General features: G+C 47.6%; 12 protein-coding genes and 2 pseudogenes. 3 read left to right on the top strand and 11 right to left on the bottom strand.

Annotated features, from left to right (window positions below; all coding sequences use genetic code 11):
* Positions 1-10 precede the first annotated feature (10 nt).
* Positions 11-622 (bottom strand): TetR/AcrR family transcriptional regulator, encoded by a 612-nt coding sequence (locus GGC63_RS23485; protein WP_192704399.1) that lies wholly within the window; start codon positions 620-622, stop codon positions 11-13.
* A 128-nt stretch (positions 623-750) separates the two neighbouring features.
* Between GGC63_RS23485 and GGC63_RS23480 the strand changes: the two genes are divergently transcribed.
* Positions 751-1,929 carry an MFS transporter gene (locus GGC63_RS23480; protein WP_192704398.1) on the top strand — a complete coding sequence of 393 codons (1,179 nt, stop codon included), beginning with the start codon at positions 751-753 and terminating at the stop codon, positions 1,927-1,929.
* Between the two features lie 855 nt (positions 1,930-2,784).
* Here the strand turns inward: GGC63_RS23480 and GGC63_RS23475 are convergent.
* The gene (locus GGC63_RS23475) at positions 2,785-3,639 is read right to left on the bottom strand and encodes a patatin-like phospholipase family protein (protein ID WP_192704397.1); all 855 of its coding nucleotides are present in this window, start codon (positions 3,637-3,639) and stop codon (positions 2,785-2,787) included.
* Between the two features lie 118 nt (positions 3,640-3,757).
* Between GGC63_RS23475 and GGC63_RS23470 the strand changes: the two genes are divergently transcribed.
* Positions 3,758-4,150 carry a MerR family transcriptional regulator gene (locus GGC63_RS23470; protein WP_192704396.1) on the top strand — a complete coding sequence of 131 codons (393 nt, stop codon included), beginning with the start codon at positions 3,758-3,760 and terminating at the stop codon, positions 4,148-4,150.
* Between the two features lie 466 nt (positions 4,151-4,616).
* Here GGC63_RS23470 and GGC63_RS34635 read toward each other — a convergent pair.
* The 8 genes and pseudogenes from GGC63_RS34635 to GGC63_RS23430 form a co-directional block, all read right to left on the bottom strand.
* Positions 4,617-5,647 (bottom strand): annotated as a pseudogene (locus GGC63_RS34635) (IS3 family transposase); the annotation flags it as partial.
* A 424-nt stretch (positions 5,648-6,071) separates the two neighbouring features.
* On the bottom strand, positions 6,072-8,261 hold the full coding sequence (locus GGC63_RS23460; RefSeq protein WP_192704395.1) for a glycoside hydrolase family 105 protein: 2,190 nt from the start codon (positions 8,259-8,261) through the stop codon (positions 6,072-6,074).
* Positions 8,262-8,424: 163 nt separating this feature from the next.
* Positions 8,425-9,984: an extracellular solute-binding protein gene (locus GGC63_RS23455; RefSeq protein WP_192704394.1), complete on the bottom strand. Its 1,560-nt coding sequence runs from the start codon at positions 9,982-9,984 to the stop codon at positions 8,425-8,427.
* A gap of 172 nt (positions 9,985-10,156) precedes the next feature.
* Complete coding sequence (locus GGC63_RS23450) at positions 10,157-12,436, bottom strand: helix-turn-helix domain-containing protein (protein ID WP_192704393.1); 2,280 nt, start codon at positions 12,434-12,436, stop codon at positions 10,157-10,159.
* 156 nt (positions 12,437-12,592) lie between these two features.
* On the bottom strand, positions 12,593-13,459 hold the full coding sequence (locus GGC63_RS23445) for a carbohydrate ABC transporter permease (protein ID WP_192704392.1): 867 nt from the start codon (positions 13,457-13,459) through the stop codon (positions 12,593-12,595).
* Between the two features lie 105 nt (positions 13,460-13,564).
* Entirely contained in the window at positions 13,565-14,533 is a 969-nt protein-coding gene (locus GGC63_RS23440; protein WP_192704391.1) for an ABC transporter permease, read from the bottom strand.
* Positions 14,534-14,917: 384 nt separating this feature from the next.
* On the bottom strand, positions 14,918-16,450 hold the full coding sequence (locus tag GGC63_RS23435; RefSeq protein ID WP_192704390.1) for a sulfatase: 1,533 nt from the start codon (positions 16,448-16,450) through the stop codon (positions 14,918-14,920).
* 7 nt (positions 16,451-16,457) lie between these two features.
* Positions 16,458-19,763: a glycosyl hydrolase gene (locus GGC63_RS23430; protein ID WP_192704389.1), complete on the bottom strand. Its 3,306-nt coding sequence runs from the start codon at positions 19,761-19,763 to the stop codon at positions 16,458-16,460.
* A 622-nt stretch (positions 19,764-20,385) separates the two neighbouring features.
* Between GGC63_RS23430 and GGC63_RS23425 the strand changes: the two genes are divergently transcribed.
* On the top strand, positions 20,386-20,796 hold the full coding sequence (locus GGC63_RS23425; RefSeq protein WP_192704388.1) for a hypothetical protein: 411 nt from the start codon (positions 20,386-20,388) through the stop codon (positions 20,794-20,796).
* Positions 20,797-20,878: 82 nt separating this feature from the next.
* Here the strand turns inward: GGC63_RS23425 and GGC63_RS23420 are convergent.
* Positions 20,879-21,700: pseudogene (locus tag GGC63_RS23420) on the bottom strand (transposase).
* Positions 21,701-21,731: the final 31 nt, after the last annotated feature.

Raw genomic sequence — 21,731 nt, 5'->3', positions numbered from 1 at the left:
CTCCTTTAAATTATAGAACATCGGGAGAAGCGGGAGGGTTGCCGACAAGCAAACGGTCGATAATGTCGGTCAGCGCTTGTCTTTTCGCTTCATATTCTTGTTCGTTCCAGTCAAAAATACCTTTGTCAAACCAGAATGAAGCGCCTACTAATAAAAATTCCACAGCCAATTCTGGCTGCCGAACATGGAATATTCCCTCATCTACACCTAGTTGAACGATCTGTCGAGCATAGGGGAGTAAACCCATAATCTCGGCGACTATCCATTTCTGATGCAATGTACTGTTGATTTCTTGATGAAGGTAACCAAATACATCCACGTCTTCTTCGTTCGGGGAAGCATCCGTAAACATACGTGTAAGTTTCTCAAGTGCATTCCATTGCGAACTTTCAACCAAGTTCTTTACACTTTCAAGTCGCGAGGCCAAGGTACGCTCGCAAGCGGCATTCACGACTTCTTCTTTGGACTGGAAATAGTAGTAGAACGTTCCTTGGGCAACTCCGATTTTCTTGACGATATCGCTGACCGAAGTCTGTTCATAGCCCTTCGAGGCAAATAACTCCATTGCGGCATTCAAAATCTCATCTTTTCGTTCCTGCGGGTCCTTTGAAACTCTTGGCACTTGAAGACCTCCTTTTTATCACTCCTGTCATATTTTTAATATATCCAATTGACTGAATGTCAGTCAACGATATAAACTATTTTACATACTGACTGACAATCAGTCAATAAATGAATAGGAGGACTTTTATGAACAAACAAAAGATTTTATTTGTGCTTGGACTCTCTGCAGCGATAGTTTCACTAGCCCAAAGCTTGTATGTCCCGCTGCTCCCCGACATGCAGCGTGACCTTCACACTTCCTTGTCTATGGCCAACCTCACCGTTACATTATTTACGATCACGATGGCCGTGATGCAGGTAGTACTCGGACCGGTTGCAGACCGTAACGGTCGCAAAAAAATACTGATACCCGGCATGATTGTATATGTATTGGCTACGATTGGTTGTATGTTTTCTTTTTCGATTGAAATGCTGCTGATCTTCCGCGTCATTCAAGGAATTGGTGCGGCTGCTGTACCTCTCGTTGCCGCAACCATGATTGGAGATATCTTTGAAGGAAAGAAGCGGGCCGAAAGTATGGCTACATACCAAATGATCTTAGGAATCTCGCCTGCAATTGGCCCTTTGATTGGGGGTTTCATTGGATCCGTGTTCGGATATTCTGGTGCCTTTGGTTTTGCGGCGGCAAGTGCCATGATCATGATGTTTATCGCTCTGTTCCTGCTTCCGGAAACCAAACCGACAACTACAACCTTAACTGAAAAACAGTTTGGACTAAAGGCATTCGGACGAATTTTTAAAAGTAAGACTGGCCGTGTCGTGTTGTTGAGTGGTTTTGTTCTCTATGATGTCTTTTACACATTTATCGTATTTCTGCCTATGATATTGGAGTCCCAATATCACTTGGGTGCTGCGAACATCGGCGTTTTTTCGCTTGCGTTAATGGCACTTAATCTTGTCGGTAGCAGACTCAGCGGAAAACTTCAAACCAAAATCGGTTCAATAATATCGTTATTATGGGTCAGTTTCTCCATTGTAGTATGTCTTGTGATTTTTATTTTTGCCGCTAAATTTTCGCTTATAACACTGCTTCTAGCATTAATGCTCACTGGCTTCGTGAGCGGATTGGCTATGCCTACGATGCCTACCTTGTTATCTGCAGAATTCGTTCAAGAAAGAGCAACTGCGATGGGAATCTACAACTTTGTTCGCTACTTGGGCATGGCTGCAGCGCCGATGATCGGGAGTGTTTTATATCCTCTTGGGGGTACAGCCTTGTTAATCGGCGTAACGGCTGCTTTTGTTGGAGTGATTGTCATTGCCACTCGTCAATTATTGCCATTGAAGAATAAGCAGAGAGCATAACTTTCACGACTAGTTCTTAAGGTGAAAAGTGAAATTCAACAAAACAAAACGCTTCTTTATACCTAACATATATGCACCCCGATCCGGATCGCATAAGAATTCGGATCTTATGCCAAAAAATTAAGCAGGTGGTCTATCGAGTATGTATCTCAGCTAACTATGGACATCGTTTCTCGCTACGCGGGGCATTAAAAGTCATTCAGCTGGTCTTCATGAACATTCATATGCCCGATATGGATGGTACAACCAGCGGCCTTTAAATTCTTTCTTCCACTCCTTCCCCTCTATCTATATATCATCGCAATTACTGGGGATGTAGATAAACGCAAAAGAGATATAGAACTTGGAATGGTACACTTTATCGAACAACCCGTTGGAATTCAGCGAATTAGACACTCTATAGATCCTCTTTTCTTAAGACCTGAAACGGCCGGATCGTGAGTCTTGACTAATATGTAATCAAACCATGCCTTTACAAAAAAGCCAACTCATTCATCTGAGTTGGCTTTTTCCATAGTTCGAATCAAATAACTGACATAACCTTAAGTGATTCCGAGCATCCTGCCTATTTTATTTGAGTAGCATTAGGATAAACGTTCGTATGACCTCAGCCAATCGTTCCCGAGTATCCACTTGTTTTTCCCTTGTCTTCTCTTGGCCAAATGAGATGCAGTCTCTCTTATATTCGGTAAACAAGACGTACAGATCAATTGGCCCTTGAAATAGCTTATCGTTTCGATGGATTCGAAAATAAGCACCTTTCCTTATCGGCTGTACTTAAATATTAGATGAGCGAGCGAAATCGCCGCCATCTGTTGCACCCTTTTGTCCGTTAGGACAGAAAGAAGCGGCTTCTTACCACATAGTCAGAACAGCTTCGGCGATAGAGCATCCCTGCTCCCGCCCGGCGATCGCTGTTACTCTGCTGCGAGCCGGGTCGTACGGATTCGGGCCGATGGCCACAACGCTGCGTTCATCGGGTGTTATGAGATAAACGTCCGCGCTTGTACGCATGCTTGCCGCATCCTCCGCCGCTCCCGGGATGGAGCCATAACCATTTGGCATCGGGGAGAGAATCACGATCCGTTCATAACCTTCAGCCAGCCTTGAATTGGTAGTGGACACCATTCCTCCGTCGGTCCAGAAGCGGTCACCGATCGATACAAGCGGCCAAACTCCCGGAACGGCTCCGCTGGCCGACACGGCATCGAGCAAAGAAATTCCCGATTGATGATCGAAAGTATGAAGTTGCCCGGTATCGGCATCGATAGCGGTCACCTTAAGATTCGCCGGCCATTTTCTAGTCACAAGGCGACTCTCGACCACGGTACGCCGCTGTTCAGGCGACACAGGGGAGGGATTATTTTTGGCGATAAGGCCGAATTCTACCCCGACTTTTCGCGGATCGCTTCCTCCCGTGTCAAATGCCTTATACCACGCTTGCATCAATTCTTTAGACGCTGCGACCGGTATCTCGGCCGAGTTCGTCTCCGACTGGGAGGTAAATAGTTTATTCATGTCGTACCCACTGGCCAGGGCTGCTCCGACAAATGCACCGGCGGACGTGCCGATGATCACGTCAGCTTGATGGAGGTCTACACCGGATTCGAGCAGTCCCGCTAAGACACCAACCTCCCATGCGATACCCGTCACGCCACCTCCCCCCAAAACTACAGCTCTGGTCGGTGAATTCCTTTTCTGAGCGTTCATTCACAGATCCTCCTTCTGATCGACTATTGTGCCAATAGGTTTGACAAGATTCCATTAGACCTCTAAAGTATAAACTATAAAGTATACTTGAATGTCAAGTCTTACGCGGGAGGAAAGCATGAAAATTCATGTGCTGGCACAGAATACCGGGTTAAATCCGCCGACCATTCGTTATTACGAGAAGGAAGGATTGCTGGATAGACGCCACGTTGAGCGCAGGGACAATAATTATCGCGACTATACCGAGGAAGCAGTCGAACACCTTTTACTGATCAAAAGAGTTCAGGCTGCGGGTTTTACGATAAGGGAAATCAAAGTTATTTTGAAGGAAGAAGACGGGAACAAACTTGAGCTCTCCCGGGCCATTGAATTTTTGCGGAAGAAGATGAAGGAAATGGACCGTAGAAAAAGAGAATTGGAAGAATCGCAGTCTCTTCTCGCCCGGATGCTAAACAACAAATTGGCGCTACTGGCGATGAAGGGAACATTAGAAAATAAGCCGTTGCCGTAATGAAGGATAGACTTCTGTAACCGTAACTCGTTTTGACGCTAAAAACTACATCTGTAATAATGAGCTTCCTTATCGATCGCTGTTAACCATATATGTTCTTGTCTTTTTCGGCTTCTCCCCCTCTATACGGCTGCTGTTTTACGGTTAGACTGTCCAAATCAAAGCAGACATAAACAGGTGCATTTTTACAACTTAAGATGGATTACAAGGTCAAATACTTTGCTCGTAAGGCTGTTCTGTTACAGTTTTGGCTTTACACTGGGAACCACACATTCCTGTCTTACCATTCAAAGATGTTCCAACTAGCAAACAATATTTGTCGCAACTTCCGATTTCATCATCCTCTTTACAATTGACTTACTCTAACGGAAAATACCGTAAAGGCAGATAAAAACCCGAGGCTAAACCTCAGGGACTGACCCCCGTTTTTGAGACAGGGATCAAAACACCTTTCAAAAGTCTAAGTCTAAGCGGCCAGTCGTCGGAAATCAACCGGCGACTGGTTATTTAGTTTCGTTTGAATGCGAATTGAGTTATAGTAAGTGATGTAATCTCGAACGGTCTGCTCAACGATTGCCGTCGTTGTGCTGGTTAAACCTTCGAGGTAGAACGTTTCAGACTTTAGCGTGGAATGAAACGATTCGATGAGGGCATTATCAGCGGGCGTACCCTTGCGGGACATGCTCATGGTATTGCCTTTTCCCGTTACAGCTTCCTGATAAGCTTGAGACGTATAGACGCTGCCCTGATCGCTATGGAGTATGGCCCCTGGTAGAGAAGGCAGTTGATTTAGCGTATCGAGTACTAAAGCCGTATCTTGCCTATCCGCTATACTACTTGCAACAATCTCCCCGTTAAACAAGTCCAAAATACACGACAGATACATCATCTTTCCGCCACACGGTAAGTATGTAATATCCGTCACCAGTTTCTTTAGCGGAGCATCCGCTTGAAATTCGCGTTTTAACAGATGCTCTGCAACGTATGCTGGCTGTCCCGTAGGTTTCCGTTTCTTGACTCTCACACGGCATTGCAGCTGCTCACGTTGCATAACACGTTTGTGATTAATTGTTCCATCCGCCCGTAATAATGCTGTAATCTTCCGATATCAATAGCAAAACTTATGTTGTGTACAGAGTTCCCGTATCTTCTCCACGACGTAGTCCGATTGCTCATTCGCAAGAGTGACTTTCCAACGGTAGTAGGTAGCTCGAGGAACTCCGAACCAGCTGCATGCCTGAGTAACAGTGATTTCTCCTCGAACAGACTCCACCAGTTCCACTATGATCTTTGGCGATACCTCCTTTCCAACTCCTTGTACTTTTTTAGAACATCGATTTGTTGTTTCAAAAACCGATTTTCTACCTTTAACTGATCCAACTCTGATGTATACTCCGGTCCCTTGCCGTAGGTGTATTGCTTGCCGACAGGCTGCTCTAGCCTTTTCAGCTCACCATTGCAATACCATTTCATCCACGTTTTCACTTGCGTCTTATTCCCCGAGCTCTTCCATAAACAGAACGGTTAATTATTTGTGATTTTGCTGATGTACGGATTCATAGCCTCCGCCATGCCTATGCAACTCATATGAGGAACGAGGGAGTCGAATTATAAGATAGGCCACCAAAATTTATCTGGTCCCATAATGTTTGGAATATCGTTTCACTGAAAAAGTCTGCACCAGTAAAAAAGTAGCAGCCTCCCGCAGCAAAGATGCCGCGGGGGTCTTCTTCACAAAAGTAGGTGTTTTAAAAGGTTGGACGCTTTCCCCCCTTTCCTTCATGAAAGAGGTGGAAGTATCCAACCTATGAAAAATTTCAGTCAAAATTGACGTTGTCGACGTGAATCTGGAAGCATTAGTGCAAGAGTAACCAAACTATCTGGGCATATACGGGGATTACAAAGCATAATCCCAGACAATTTAATCCACAGCGACAGACGTCTTTCCATTGGCCAAATGTCGCTCTAATTGAAGTACTTCAATACCCGCAAGCAAAACGATACCGATTCCATGCGTATCGTTAAGGAGCCAAGACAGATCATCCTTATAATAGCCAACGCTATAAGAGTATCCCGATCCGCGGCACACACCGTACACATTACCGAATTTATCGATAGAGATGCGGGCCATGCCGTTCCAGCCCTTATGAATCGCTGCGATATACTTTTCCGTATCTGTAATCCAGCCATACCTTACGCCGCGCGCAAAGGCATACACGAACATCGAGGTGCACGAAGTTTCCTCATATGATGCATGTTCCGTTAACACCTGGTGCCACAGGCCATTCTCTCCTTGCAGACGCAGATATCCTTCACTCAGTTCATTGAAGAACTGCAGCAGTTCTTCTCGCTTCGCATGTGTTTCTGGCAGTACGGCCAGCAATTCGGACAAGGAGAAGATCACCCAGCCATTACCGCGGCCCCAAGCGATCTTGGTCGGCTTGTCAATGCCGAAGTCATAGACATGAGACATGATTTGCAGCTCATGAATGTACAATTGTTTCTTGAATTGGATGAATTGATTCGCCGCATCCTCCAGATAGCTGATTTCACCGGTCCGCTGATAGCAGCGGCACAAGTACGGCACACTCATGTACAAATCGTCGCACCATAGCGTCGCGTTCGGAAAATCGACATGCTTTGGCTTACGGTATAAGGAGCCATCAGGCAAGCGATCCTGCTTGTTGCTGATATAGTCCGCAATAACATCAGCAATCCGCTCAGCGCCTCGAAGCGGCTGATTCTGCAGCGCAAGCAGCATCGTTGCACCGAACGAGCCGCAATCATCCAAGCTGTCCAGCGTAGCCAGCGTGTTCAGCACACCGGAGGCGCCATATTGCTCTTTATCCCAATTCGCATAGGTGTAGAGTCGTGTGCATGTTTCAATATGCTTATATACATACTGCAGCAAATCATCGCGGCCGAGCAGCTTGCCGGTCTGCAGCATGCCATACAATGTCACGCCAAGAGGATAGTTCCATTTACCGAACAAAGCATTCTCCGTGAACGGCCGTACCCACGTGTTCGGCTGATCGAGTCTCCAGAACGTCCCGCCCTCTTGCGTCTCCACCAAAGCATGAAGCGATTCTTCAACATCAGGAATGGATTCCTCTGCAGCGAATGGTCCCAAATACAGCCATTCGTCCTTCGTCCCGTGAACAGGATAAGGCTCCACAAGCTGAACACCTGCCGGCAACGGATCCAGACGGAAACCTGCGTCACCGTTCGTGCTGAAGCTTTGAATGACGAGGCTATGCTCACCATACGCCAACTTCAGCACAACACGGAAAGCGCCTGCTGTGTCAATGGTTGCTTGCAATTCTCCATCCATATATATTGCAATATTCCCTGCTGCAGTGCCTGTCAGTTCAACGCTGCGAAGCTCCTGCGCGAATGAACGCAGCTTCGTCCAAGCAAGTGCGTACTTGCCGCTCAATTCACCGAAGATACGTGCTGTCGGGTTCTTAGCCTGCTCTACTTCGCTCCACTCCAGCTTCGGATACCAAGAAATGCCATTATCTGCTTCCGTGCTGCCCTCGCCTGGAAGCTCGCCCCATACATGGTCCTGCGGCTCGGAATATATCCATCCTTCGTGGCCGAATCGCTCGGGCGATGGTGCGAGGAAATGAACCGGATTGGACTTATAGGAACCCGGTCCGAGAGAGCCACCGCAGCCCGCTTCCGTCTTGGTAAATTGGAACACCAAGTGATTCCAGCCCTTTTGCATCTGAATTGTAACCACCGTTCTTCGTTTAGGATTCAATTCGTCTGCGATATTCGCTTTATAAATGGGTTGTCCGTTTGCATACAAAATGAGCGGACCATAGCAATACAAAATGAAATTGAGCGGTGTTTCCACATCGCTCCAATATTTGCTCCAAGCATAGACTATCTGCCCGTTCTGCAGCTCGGGAAAACGCTCTGTTAATTGAAAATCGTAGCTGTAATCGTGCTTCTTCAAAATACCCTCGGCACTAAATGCCCTGTAAGTCATCGGATAGGGCGGGTTGTTTCCTACATACCGGTCCGCTATGGTTGCTAGAATTTCGCTCACGCGGTTCCCGCATTTGGCAAAGATGCTTTCGTTGATGTCGATGTAACGCTCAGTCATGTCTCTTCCTCCCCTGTGTAATTATCCGTATTTTTGTAAAAGTAAAGAGGCGGAGTCTCTCCGCCCCTTTACTTTTCTCTCTACTTTTTCCGTAGTATCAAAAAGGATCACGATTTCAACAGCGACCGGAGATACATCTCTTTTCCGCAGCAGCTATTTTATATTATTTTGTTGCTGCACCGCCGCTGCGTTTTTGATACGCATCCGTCATTTCTTGGCTCATTTTCGTCAAGTCTGCGTCCGTTTTGGCTTTAGCAACGAAATCGTCCCAAGCGGTGATCGGCTCGCGGCCCAGGATAATCTTTGTTTTCAAGTCTTGTACTTTTTTCTCGAACTCAGGCAGCAGCTTTTGCGCCGTCGGTGAGTACAGACCGATACTGATGTCGGCTACGCTTGTTTTTGCACGCTCGTCTTGAATTTTCATGAACAGATCGTTAGCTTCTTTCGGGAAGTATACCTTTGTGGAGCTTGCATAAGGATCTGCTACATATACGATTTGGTTAAAGTCAGGACCGTTATCTTTAGCCAATTGCTCAGTGTTGATCACTTTTTGGCCGTCTTTGACCGTGTAATCCACACCTTCGATACCATATTGCTGAATAGCGAATACATCGTCATTCATCCAAGTATCTACCATTTTCAAGATACGTTTCATTTTCGCTTCAGGTACGGACTTCGGAATAGAAATCATACCGGAGAAGCCAGGTCCTTTAGGGTTATATCCATTCATATTGGTCAACGGATAGAAATCGGTCGGCTTCATGTCCGGATTGATTTTCTTCAGCTGCTCGTAATGATCGTTCATCGTACCGGCTTTATCCATGATGATACCTGCTTTGCCGCTGTTGAACAGATCGGATGCCTGGGACAGCTTCAAGGATGCAAAGTCTTCCGGCAGCAATTTATCCTTGTACATTTTTGTCAAATATTCGATGGATTTGCGAGTTTCTGGCAACAGCGCGGTGTTCACGATTTTGCCGTCCACCAGCTTCCATTTATCGTTCTTCACGTTTGCGCCAGTGAAGCTGTTCTCGACCATAGCCAGGGTTCCCATATCTGCTGGAGGCGTCATATAGGCAGCCATTGGAATCGTATCGTTCTTGCCATTCTTATCCGGATCTTTTTCCGCAAAGGCTTTCATGACATCGTACAGTTCGTCCGTTGTCGTTGGAACCTTCAAGCCCAGGTTGTCGAGCCAGTCCTTACGAATAATGAAGAAGGAGTCGGCTTCAGCTGGACGCGGACGAGGAATACCATAGTTTTTACCGTCCTGCATTTTAGTCAGTTCCCAAGCGGTTTTGGAAATTTTGGAACTCAAGTTCGGATAATCTTTAATGTAAGGAGTCAAATCCCAGAATGCACCTTGGGTTACTGCATTACGGAAAACCGAAGTAAACGGATCGTTAATGGTAATCAAGTCCGGAATATCTCCGGATGCCAGTGTTACGTTCAGCTTATCCGTATAATTGTTGCCGGACACCCATTGAATTTTCATTTTGGAGTTCGTTGCTTTCTCAATGGCCTGCTTAATCTTGTTATCGTCTGCTGCCGGAGACGGCGTAAGCAAAATCGTCATAATGCTTACTTCAAGCGGCCCTTCCGCTCCGCCTGCGGCACTGCTTACCGCATTGTTCTTGTTACCGCATGCCGCGACTACACTAGAAAGCGCCAACATGAGCACCATCGAGCCTAAGACGGCTTTTTTGCTTTTTCTTACTTTCATTCTGAGATCCTCCCTTGTTATGAACTTCTGAGTATCGAACGCTCCAACTGAGCACAAGGTAGACATTAGTACATTCGACTTTGATCGACAATCGTACTTTTTTGTAGGGCTATTTCTGTGCATTTTGGACTATATTGCAGCTTGCACATCGATGCACAAGGGCTGTGAATCCTTATTCCGTACGGTTTAGCTCGCGGAATTGACTTGGCGTAATTCCTTCATATTTTTTGAAGAGCCGGTTGAAGTAGCTGTGCTGGTAGCCGACGGAATCGGCGACTTCGTTGATCTTCATATCCGTTTCGATGAGCAGTGACTTGGCATTGCTGATCCGAATGTTCGTCAAGAAATCGATAAAGTTAATCCCTGTAATCTGCTTGAATGCACGGCTTAGCGTATAAGGACTGGTGCCGAAAAAATCCGCGCACGACTCGAGCGATAACGGCGTCATGTACTGATCACGTAAATAAACGATGACCTGTTCTATGATCTGCTTGAAATGATAATCCTGCCGGCTGATCATTTCCTGTACGAAGACCGCAATCACCTTGTGTTGGAACCATTTGAGCATTTGCTCCGGTTCTTTAATCTGTGCGAGCTGCTCGAACAAGTTCACGCTGCCGAACAGCTGCACCGGATTCATCCCTGATTGCAGGGAGGCATACCGGATACTGCCTAACAGCTGGAGCATCCCTTGCTGAAGCATAAATTCCGTAGAGCCGTTCGCAGCCAATTCCTTCATGAACTCGCTGATCAACTCAACTGCTTCCGATTCTTGGCCGTTGCGAATGGCATTAATGATCTCTTTATCCAAGGTGAACGGATAGATGGATTCCTTCAATACGTTTAACTTGGACAGCTGATCCGTTCTTATGATTTGATTCTCATCCAGCAGATCCCGATAAACCAGTGCTTGCCTTACTTCCTCGAACAAATGCGGAATTTGCTTCACGTTGTGAATCCATTTGCTGACCGATATTGTAACCTGCATTTTCAAAATCCGGTTGATAGCACCAATAATCTCTTGGCATACCTGCTCCATATCATCCTCCAGCCATGTCAGCGGATGGGAGGACGGGAAAGATAACATAACCCCAATCGAAAAGTTGTGGAAGTTAATGATTTCCGCTTGCTCATATTGGTTCTTGATCAGCTCGTCGATAATATTGGATGCAGCGAAGGTCACGAGGCTCTCATCTCCTTGAGAGAATCTCCCTTCGAGGTTCGCAAAACCAGTCAATTGAAACATGAGCGCTACAAATTGACGATCCTCCGTCTCCCAGCCATACCGCTTCATCCGCTCCTTCATATCGTTCTCTTGCAGAGAAATCAGGTAGCCCTGAGCCAGCTGGAGGAAAAATCCTTCACGCAGGAGCGGCATCTGCTCTTCAAGCTTATGCCTCATCGTTTCGGTTTCCTTGGAGAGGTGCTGCCAATGCTTCTCAATCAGGGCAAACTCATCCTTCACCTCTTCGTTCTTTTCCCCGGACAGCAGCGTCAGCAGGCGCTGTACCGGATGATAGATCCGGCGGGATACGAACCAGGAGAGCAGCAAAGCAAAGAGCAGTCCGGAGAAACTAATGATCAGAATCCATTTGGAAATAGATACGACAGGAGCGGTTATTGATGACAGCGGCGCTGCGGATATATACACCCACTTCTGACCTAGCCGGTTAAAATGACCATATGATACGGAGTACGACACCTTTTTATATTCAAATAAGAACGATTCCGGCTTCGCGTCATTCACCGCTGCTTCCCCTAGCTCCGCTTGATGCTTCATGTAGACCTGTTTGAGCGCATTATCGAGTTCCGAACCACCTGCTCCACTGCTTGATAAATTCCATTCGTCCTTATCATTGAACAGCATCGTGACACCCTCATCATAAGGAGTCAGCGTCTTTAGCACCTTCAACAGTCTGTCCTGATTCAATGTGGCAACAAGAGCACCGAAGGGCTCGGTGCTGTCGCCGGGAATTTTATTGACAATCGAAAGTCCATGATTGATGGTTCCTTGCGAATTCGGGAGAGTCCAAAACATCGACTTTTCATGCTTGAGCAATGCTTCGTAAGTTTCAATGTCGTTCGAATTACTAAGAAACCTGTACTTTTCCGTGGTGAACACCAGCGGTCGCGGCTTGTCTAGAAACAGCTCCACCTTTTGCAGAAAGGGATGCGCACTCTCCAGCGACAATAGGGTCCGGTACATGTCCTGCACCATGTCATAATTGTATGCAAAGTTAATCGTCTTCAGCTTCTCATCGAACTTGGAATCGAACGCCCAATGGGATACCGTCATCTCCAGGAATGCAAGCTGGTCGTCGATATTGGCTGCCCGGTTCGTGATCTGATTCTGATGAAGCCGCTGCAGCTCTTCCTCCACATTGCTCGTTGCTATCCAATAAATGCTGAGGCCGATAATAAGCCCCGGAATGCTTGCCATAATCAAAATCATTGCAAGACTCTTCCGGAAAAACCGTTTGTTATATTTATATTTCTGAATATAGCCAAGTGAAGTTTTGAAGATTCCAGTCAAGATGCTCACCTTCCAAAAAATCTGATTTTCTACACGATTCGACATCTTGTGCTGAAATCCCTTCCTTTAAGGAGCTTACCCCTTGACCGAGCCTACCATGGCACCTTTGGCAAAATGCTTTTGCAAGAAAGGATAAACCAGCAAAATCGGAACCGTTGCTACGATTACTGCAGCCATTTTTAAAGTTTCAGACGGAGGAGGAACCGAGGAAATATCCATCCTGAGATCCGCGTTATTCGCATTTAGCAGGATGTTCTGCAGCATAACCTGAAGCGGCCATTTGCTTGCATCATTAATATAAATCAATGCGTTAAAAAATTGGTTCCAGTAAGCGACCGCGTAGAACAATCCGAAAGCGGCCAGAGAAGGAAGCGACAGCGGCAATATAATCCGGAAAAACGTAGACAAATCGTTGCACCCGTCCATCGAAGCGGACTCTTCCAGCTCGGCAGGGATGCTATCGAAAAATCCCTTCATCAAGATGACGTTCCAGCCGCTTGCCAGCGCCGGTAAAATAAGCGACCATAAGCTGTCGATCAGCTTCAACTCGCGAACAAGCATGTAGTTCGGGATCATGCCGGGATTAAACAAAATGGTGATCAGAATCGCGAGCAGGGCAACTTGTCTGCCGCGGAGTCTTTTACGGGACAAGGCATAAGCCAATGAAGCGGTAACCACCAGGCTGAGCGCCGTTCCTACTAAGGTAACGTAGACGCTCACACCGATCGATTTCGGAAAAGCTCCTGTCGCCATCAAAAATTTATACGATTCAAGCGACCACGTCTTAGGAAAAAGCACGAAGCTTTCTTTCAAATATTCCGTCGGATCCGTAAACGAAACGACAAACACGTAATACAGCGGGAAAAAGGTGATGATGCCGACCAGTCCGAGCAATGCAATGTTAAATACGTTGAACAACTGGTTTCCCAGTCCTAGTTTCATATGATTCCCTCCTAAGGGCATTGCTATAGCATTTTCTTCTCCATAAGCCTTAACTTTTGGGCTTTGACAAATGCAACGCCTGTTGTAATTTGGGGTGTAGCGGACTTAATATACGCCTTCTTCACCCATTTTTTTAGCAATCCAGTTAGCTAGAACAACCAATACTAAGCCTACAACGGATTTAAACAAACCGGCAGCGGTACTGTAGCTGAATTCCCCTTGTTGAATACCGACCCTGTACACATAGGTATCAAATACTTCGGCTACTTGGGAAACGGCGCCATTGTACATCAGGAATACTTGCTCAAAACCTACATCAAGCATATGTCCGAGACGCAAGATGAGCAGTGTGATGATGACGTTGCGAATGGCCGGAAGGGTGATGCTCCACATTTGGCGAAGACGACCCGCTCCGTCAATCTTGGCGGCTTCATACACCCCCGGATCGATGCTTGCCATCGCTGCCAGGAACAGAATCGTTCCCCAGCCGCATTCCTTCCAGATGGATTGAATCGTGAGCATGATCCAGAACGTATCCGGATTCGTTAAGAAGTCAACTCTTGCCAAGCCAATGCCCTCCAGCATTTTATTGACCAAGCCTTCGCCCTTTGCGAACAACAAGAACGTTAAGCCAGAAATAATAACCCAGGACAAGAAGTGCGGCATGTACACGATGGATTGAATAACCCGCTGGTACACAACGCTGCGCAGCTCATTCAAGAGCAGGGAGAGAACAATCGGCAGCGGAAAAAAGAGCACGAGGCTCATCAGATTGATCGCCATCGTATTACGGAAGAGCAGCATAAAGTCCGGATTGGAGAAAAATCGCTCGAAGTGCTCGAGCCCTACCCATTCGCTGCCTGTGATTCCGGCAAATGGGGAAAAATTCTGAAATGAAATGACGACGCCCCACATCGGGACAAATTTGAAAATCAGAAAAAACAACACACCTGGCAAAGCCAGCAGATATAAGTATTTGTCACGTCTTAAATCCCTTAAAATGCCTCCCTTGCGCTGAGTTTGGGATTTGGCGGAATTGCTGGAAGCCAGAGGCTCTGGTTGTACTATTGCCATCCTCTCTATTCCCCTTTCTAGATTTTTCTTGTATTCATGTCAACTACAATGCGTTATCAACGCGAAGTGCTTAAAGGCTTAAACACTGGATGATTAACAACTTAAAATAAAATCATACCGTTGACAATCAGACAATATTGCCCGGGATAAAGACAATATTGTCGCAGCCGGAATGGGGGTTGAGACTATTTTGCCGATTGAGACAATATTGTACAAAGGCTTAAGAATGACGTCGTGGCGCAGATTAATCGAGTTCAAGGGCAGTACCCAAGTATAGGAATCAGAATTCTGATGATTGATTCCTGTGTTACACAAATAGGGCCCAAGCACTTAGTGTTTGGACCCTGCATTACTTTATACCGGTATAATGAAATGACGCCCTGCTTATTCCAGCGCCGCTAGTCCGTGTCGGTCATAGAAGACCGGGCCGCGGGACCAGACGCATGCCAAATGCATAAGAAGCTCTCCAGTCATGCGTTCGCGCACAGCCGCATACTTCTCATCGGCATAGACATTGTGCCATTCGTTAGGATCCGCCGCCAGATCATACAGCTCTCCCTGAAACTCACCAATTTGGCCAATCGCCTCTCCGAGCGTACCAGGCATATACATGATCAGCTTATAATCCTGCTTTCTCCACATTAATGCTGGAGCCGAATGATGCGGCTCTGCTCCTTTACCATGAAATTCGCAGAATGTTCCTAACCGCTGTGTTTCTCCCAGCAAATCAAGTCCGGGCAGCTGCGGATTGCGCGGCAGTCCCGCTACCTTAGATAAGGTCGGCACGAGATCCACCAGCTCAGCCGGACGGTCGTCCACCGTCCCGTGCGCCGCTTGCGGCAAATAGCTACCGGCCAAGATCATAGGGACACGGACACTGCTCTCATACAAGCAGTATTTGCTGAAGCGGTGCTGCCGTTCTCCCAGCATCTCGCCGTGATCGGAGACGAAGACGATCAGGGCATTGTCGAGCCGCCCTTGCCGCTCCAACTTCTCCATCGCCTTGCCCAAATAATCGTCGAGCCAGGAGCAATTCGCCCAATAACGAAGCGTCGTCCGCTTGCGCTCTTCCTGAGTCATCGCTTCCCATACATGCCGCTTCTCCCAGTAGTTGTTCTGACTGCTCTCATTGACAGCATCAGTAGCCGCCAGATGCGTTCCTTCCTCAAGCTCCCAAGGCGGTTGAGCTATGTCCGGGATATCGTTGATATCATACAGATCCTCGAAATCCTTCGGAACATTGAAGCCGGCATGCGGCTTTAGGAATGATAGATATAGAAATAGCGGACGCGACTCATCCAGTCCCTCGTCGATAAACTTCAAACATTGCTCAGCTACCCAGCCGTCGCGGTGCAAATGCATCGGCACTTGACTCGTGCAGCCGATATAGCCTTTGGAATTTTCCTCTCCGCCACCGTAGTCTTTTGTTTCTTCATAATAAGCCGCGAGCCCTTCCGGCTCGACATCCCCCATCATGACGGCGCCATTCTCGTAATGTCCGCTATCGCGGGATAGCCCGACTGCCCGCACCTCGAAGCCGCGTGTGGAAGGCGATGAATTTTTCACGCCGTGATTCCAGTGCGTCTTCCCGAAGCCTGCTGTCTGATATCCCGCTTGTCGCATCAATTCTGGAAGCGGATCACTCGGCAGCTTGTCTTCATCGTACAAACCACCGTGATTGGTTCGCACCCCAAGCTGGGAAGGATAATAGCCAAACATCATAGAGGTACGGCTGGGCACGCACATCGGCGCCTGACATACCGCTTGGCTGTATGTGATGCCCTGAGCCGTCAGCTTGTCAATGTTCGGTGTATGAATATGCTGATTGTATTTACCGATACAATCCCAGCGCTGCTGATCCGTCATGAAGAAAATAATATTCGGTTTGGTTGGTACGTTTTCTGTGTTGTTTTGCATGAACGTCTTACTTCCCTTCCCGGTTATTGTATTCCTTATATGCACGTGGAGCCGTATGGACGGGCTTCAACTCATGCTTCGCATAATCGAAATATTTGCCTTCCAATAATCCGATCAACGTATTGGTTACTCGAACTTCGATAAGATTCGTACCTTCTGCAAGCAACGACGTCTGGCCGCGGAATCGGTAAGGCATCCATGTACGGGCTCCAAGAGACACCCCGTTCACCAGTACTTCAGCCACGTCATGGAACTCGCTGTCCAAGCCTTCGAACGTAAGCTCAAAACTGTCCTCCACTGGTAATACGTCCATCTGAAGCTCGCGGCGGAATGTCATGGTTCCGGCAAAGTAAGGATAACCCGCATAGGGACTAGCTGCGAGCGGATGCTCCTGAACAACCGGTCGCTTCAAGACTGGACGCTGCTCAGCGTCAAAGCCGGTTTGGAAGTCGCCTGTAATGTACAGCGCATCGATAAGACCGTTCCAATCGTGCTCGATTGTCACCTCTACCGCGATTTCGTTTACCCCGGGTTGGATATAAGAAGTGATATCACAGCCTACGTTCATATAGTCATACAAGTTGCTGCGCGCAAAGTCCGCCTTCTGGAGATGATGACCGTTAATCAGAATCGATCCCTCACCGGACAACGCGCCTTGATCCATGACCAGATGCACCTTGTCGAGCGATTGTCCCGCGACGATGGTTGCCGTATAGCGTGCTTGCAGCGGATACGCCAAGCGGATGCGCATCGGAGTTCCGAAGAGCTGACTCATTTGCACCGGCAGCTTCGTGGAAGCAGCCAGATCTGCACATTGATCAATGAACGTCTTGACCTGTACCAGCTGTCCAGTATCCTCCGTTACGGATTCCGAACCATTCACTCCTTGAAGTGAGAGCTGGAACGCATCCAAGCGTACCGCATTATCCTCTTCGGTCTGCATAGTCCACAATGTCGCCTCAGACGCATCAACCTTCAAATCCCATGGTTTGCTCGGAGCGGCGCCAGATACCTCACTACGGGTGAGACGGAACAGTCTGGATTCGAAGGAGCCTAACAGAACAGGCAACGTCCATCGATCGCCCGATTGCTCTGCGTGTACAGGGGCTTCGTCTCCACGATCCAACGATAGCTCTGTGAACACTGCGGCTGTCACCCCATCTGTATCCCATAAGGCGGATGAAACCAGCAAGGACAAGTCGCTCACTGTTTCCTCCTGATTACTTATGAAGACAAGGAAGCTGTCCTCATCAATCCGGCGCGTCTGCATCAGGATACTCCGTTCGCCATATGCAGGCTCCAGCTTCACGGTCAGTGGCTGCAGCTCCTCCAGCAAGGAAGTCATGCTGCCTAGCACGGCCGCTTCGTCCGCCTTTGCTGTGAACGGCAAATGATACGCGTTCGTTGTGCCTTTGGACCACGACAGCGCTTGTTCACCGCTTTCGCTCCAGAATTGTTCAGCGCTCGAAAGCGGCAAACCAAAGGTGTTCGCAGACGAAGCTGCATCCCAGCTCGATTCAATTGCCTGATAAGGCAGCTGCCCCATACTGATCACCGTTCCGCCCTGCTCGAGAAAGGCTTCGAGCTTAGCCCATGCCCCGTTCTCCAGATTGGTCATCGGCGGCACGATTACAATGGAATAGCTGGCATTCCCCAGCGTAATTAGTCCGTTCTCTACTACGGCTTCCGCCAGCAGTTCCGTATCCAAATGATCGTAGTCTCTGCCGCTGTACGTCAACTCGTTGCAAATGCGTGTCCACCAAGCTTTCAGGTCGCCCAGCTTCTTTTTCTCATCGGCATTTTTCCCGCCGTAATCAAAATGGTGGAACGGATTACCCATGTGCGCCCAAAGCGAGGTTGTCGGCTGAAGAACCGCTGCTTTAATCTCCGCTTGTCCGCAGCTCATGACGTAGCTGATCCGTCCGACGTAATCGCCGAGATGTCTGAAATGCTTCCAATACGGATTTTGCAAAAACTGTGACGGTGGTGCGTCATGCTTCATCAGTGCATCAAGCGTATAGAAAAAGGCATGGAAGTTAAAGAAGTTCGTTCCCTGCGCTGCCATCCGGTCAATCATCCACTTGGCATCCTGGAGCGTCATCGACCATCCTACACTGTGGAAGCACTCGATTAAATTGCGTTCACGACCGAGCTGGCGGGCAATAGAGCTAACCATTTTGGCACTGCTTCGGAAGCTTTCCGCTTGAATGTTCAGAATCCAATCCAATGAACGCCCGAGCTTTTCATGCGCAGTATCGCCTCCGGGTACATGGCTGTACCTTTGTGTCGTATGCCGTACGGACGGTACCTCGGTCACATATTGCAGCCCGTAGCGCTCGCACCAATCATGCACCTGCTTATGATAAGCGCCTAGCAGAAGCTCATGAATCGCCTGATAATAGTCATATCGAATACGGGCCGCCTGATCGGCATCCTTATACAACAGCGCATGCAGATGATCCCTCAGATCATAGCCGTTTTGCTCCAGGAAAAACTGCGGCAGCTTCGGCGACCATGGAATGCTGCCCAAGAGCCCGATTTCGTCGGTGAACATGCCTTTGATCGTGCCGCCGAAATATTCGCCCAGATGCTGGGCATATTTATCATGAGTTAACCGAATAAAGGTTGCCATTGCTTCATGATTGCACGGATCGACGAACGTACCGTAATATTTGAAGTCCTCGATTTCCTTCTCCTGGAGGATCAGCACTTCCCAATCGCCCGACGGCGCAATCCATTCCATCTTTTGAACCGTGCGGTACGTAAAGAACCGCTTTTGGTTATAAGCAGTCAAACCTGCTTTCTGGAAAATCGGCTCCGCTTGGAAGTTGCCGATGGACGAACGGACATCCACTGCTTCACTCCACAGTTTTTCACCTTCCGGACTAATTGGAATCGCCTTCGCGTACACAATGCGCGCCCAAGGCAGCTCGATGGACAGATGCTGTCCGCCCTGCACCCGCTCAGCCCGATGCTCCAGCGTGTAATGCTTGGCCTCCGGATGCTCGAGCGTCACCTCACCGCCGGCGATACCGCTTGGATATGGATACTCGTCATAAAGCCACACATGCAAATTGCGACGCTTGGCGGCCTCGACCGCTACGCGTACTTTTTGAAACCAGGCATCGGATAAGTACGGCACCTGCAGCCCCTGTCTCGCACAGACAAAAAATCCACCCAAGCCCTTGTCCGCCATCTCATCGATCTGATAACGAATTTGCTCGTCGTCCATTTCTCCATTCCAAAACCAAAACGGATGAATCCGGTAAGCAGCTTCCGGCTGCGCAAAAGATTGCATATTGAATTGGGCCATGCAAGCTCATCTCCTCAACAAATGAATTACAATTTCTTTGATCTATCCCAAACTATATAGGAAGTTCCTTTTGCTTAACAATCGTACTATTTTGACACCATGCGATTTTGTCTGCAACTATCTTGCTGGTTTGCACATCCTTGCGGAACCAAGCCTACCCGTCAGTTCCAAGGCGTCGGTAGTACCTTATGTGTAAATGAAAGTCCCTGCCAGACGACCTTTTGATCGACTGATAGAGATTCATTTACTGACCGTTTGTAAAACTAATTCAAAACGCATATCGTTCAACACTCTCCCATCTGGAGGAAAATCTGATCAAGCCTCTTTTCTAGCAACGACGTACTTTCAGGTACAAATCAAGCCGGAATGATAGTATTCAGCCATAGGAAACTTAAACATAGCAACTAAAACAAAAACATAATTTTAGTATATTCTAGTTTTATTTTATTAAAATATTTAATTGACGCTGATAAATCGGAATGATATCATGAGTTTGACATAAAATACAGCGCTTTCATAATCATATTTTTTTAATTTCTAGACGGACAGATGTAAAATCGACTAAACATTTTAGGTGTCTATTTGGTTTTTATAAAAGGAATGATTTCAGAGGGGTGTTTGTATGTCAAATCGGAATAAAGGTATCGCTATTGTATTATCCTCCGTGCTTCTCGTGCTCTCCGGCAGCGGCTGCAGCAATACTGGAACCAACGACAATGCTGCAGGAAAGAACGACTCTCAGAGCTCTCCAAGCGCATCTTCGACACCTGCTAATTACCCGGTAGAGCTAACTGTATACTCGGCTCCCGGGGATTCAGAAGAATCGTGGAACGAACGCTTTGGCGACCCAATTCGCAAAAAATATCCTAACATTACCTTCAAGTTTATCAATCCGCGCAACAACGAGGCACAGAAGCTGCAAAACTTGATCGTTGCCGGCGTCACTGTAGATATCTATTACGAGTCCATAGGCGGTTTTTTCGTTAGCGTCCCTCAATACAATATGCAACAAGATCTAACACCGCTTATTTAGGAAGTATAATGTGGACTTGAATGCATTTGGAGTTGTCAATAAAAGTGCAGTTTGAAAACACACTCATACAGGCATCACGTTACTAAGCTGCTTGCGACAACATTCTTTCGCGATAAATGGATGGCGGCCAGCCCCCCGGATTAGAGGTGTAGATCCGCCGTCTATTGTAGTAGACCATGATGTATCTGAAGATGATCGATTTAATGTAGGCCATCGGATAGTACTCGGTCTTGATCTTGTACAGCTTCTCTTTCTTGAGCGTAGCAAAGAAGCTTTCCATTCGTGCGTTATCATAACAACGCCCCGTGCCGCTCATGCTTTGAACGGCGTCACGTTTAGCCAGGCTCTCTCGGAAAGCGCGGCTTGTGAATTGACTGCCGCGATCGCTATGATAAATCATTCCGCGAGCACTTCTTGCCCTGCAGGCGTTCTCGAAAGCTTGGATACATGTCAAAAAAGATACGCCGAATCTGCTTTTTTAGCCACTCATGACGTTGGCTTCGACCGCTTTCTTTTCGCCGGGTCCAATCATAATAACCGCTTCGGGAGATTCCAAATACGGCGCACATCTTCGCGACACGGAGCTTGAAGCGATGATCGTGGATGAATTTATAGATCAGCGCCGGTCTTTTGCGAAGTAGTGCATCGCCTTTTTTAAGATTTCGTTCTCCTCTTCCAGATCACGAATCCGTTTCTGAAGATCACGCATGGCCTTGTCTTCCGGTTTTAGTTGCCCACTACCGGGAAACGCACCGCTGCCGTCCTGTTTAAACTCGGCGATCCAGCGATAGATCGTATTCTCATGCAGACTCATCTCACGGGCTACCTGCGCCACCGACTTTCCTTCTTTTTGAACGAGTCGAACGGTTTGAAGTTTGAATTCTTTGTCGTATTTTTTCGTCATGTCGGACACCTCGATTATGGATGCTTTTATT

This window comes from Paenibacillus sp. OAS669 (assembly GCF_014873645.1).
Taxonomy (GTDB): domain Bacteria; phylum Bacillota; class Bacilli; order Paenibacillales; family NBRC-103111; genus Paenibacillus_S; species Paenibacillus_S vulneris.
This window is presented reverse-complemented; position numbering and strand designations above follow the sequence as displayed.

What these genes read in the sequence shown, in the direction of transcription:
- GGC63_RS23480 (WP_192704398.1), top strand. Translation starts at nt 751, where the DNA reads ATGAACAAACAAAAGATTTTATTTGTGCTTGGACTCTCTGCAGCGATA.
- GGC63_RS23475 (WP_192704397.1), bottom strand. Translation starts at nt 3,639, where the DNA reads ATGAACGCTCAGAAAAGGAATTCACCGACCAGAGCTGTAGTTTTGGGG.
- GGC63_RS23470 (WP_192704396.1), top strand. Translation starts at nt 3,758, where the DNA reads ATGAAAATTCATGTGCTGGCACAGAATACCGGGTTAAATCCGCCGACC.
- GGC63_RS23460 (WP_192704395.1), bottom strand. Translation starts at nt 8,261, where the DNA reads ATGACTGAGCGTTACATCGACATCAACGAAAGCATCTTTGCCAAATGC.
- GGC63_RS23455 (WP_192704394.1), bottom strand. Translation starts at nt 9,984, where the DNA reads ATGAAAGTAAGAAAAAGCAAAAAAGCCGTCTTAGGCTCGATGGTGCTC.
- GGC63_RS23450 (WP_192704393.1), bottom strand. Translation starts at nt 12,436, where the DNA reads ATGATTTTGATTATGGCAAGCATTCCGGGGCTTATTATCGGCCTCAGC.
- GGC63_RS23445 (WP_192704392.1), bottom strand. Translation starts at nt 13,459, where the DNA reads ATGAAACTAGGACTGGGAAACCAGTTGTTCAACGTATTTAACATTGCA.
- GGC63_RS23440 (WP_192704391.1), bottom strand. Translation starts at nt 14,533, where the DNA reads ATGGCAATAGTACAACCAGAGCCTCTGGCTTCCAGCAATTCCGCCAAA.
- GGC63_RS23435 (WP_192704390.1), bottom strand. Translation starts at nt 16,450, where the DNA reads ATGCAAAACAACACAGAAAACGTACCAACCAAACCGAATATTATTTTC.
- GGC63_RS23430 (WP_192704389.1), bottom strand. Translation starts at nt 19,763, where the DNA reads ATGGCCCAATTCAATATGCAATCTTTTGCGCAGCCGGAAGCTGCTTAC.
- GGC63_RS23425 (WP_192704388.1), top strand. Translation starts at nt 20,386, where the DNA reads ATGTCAAATCGGAATAAAGGTATCGCTATTGTATTATCCTCCGTGCTT.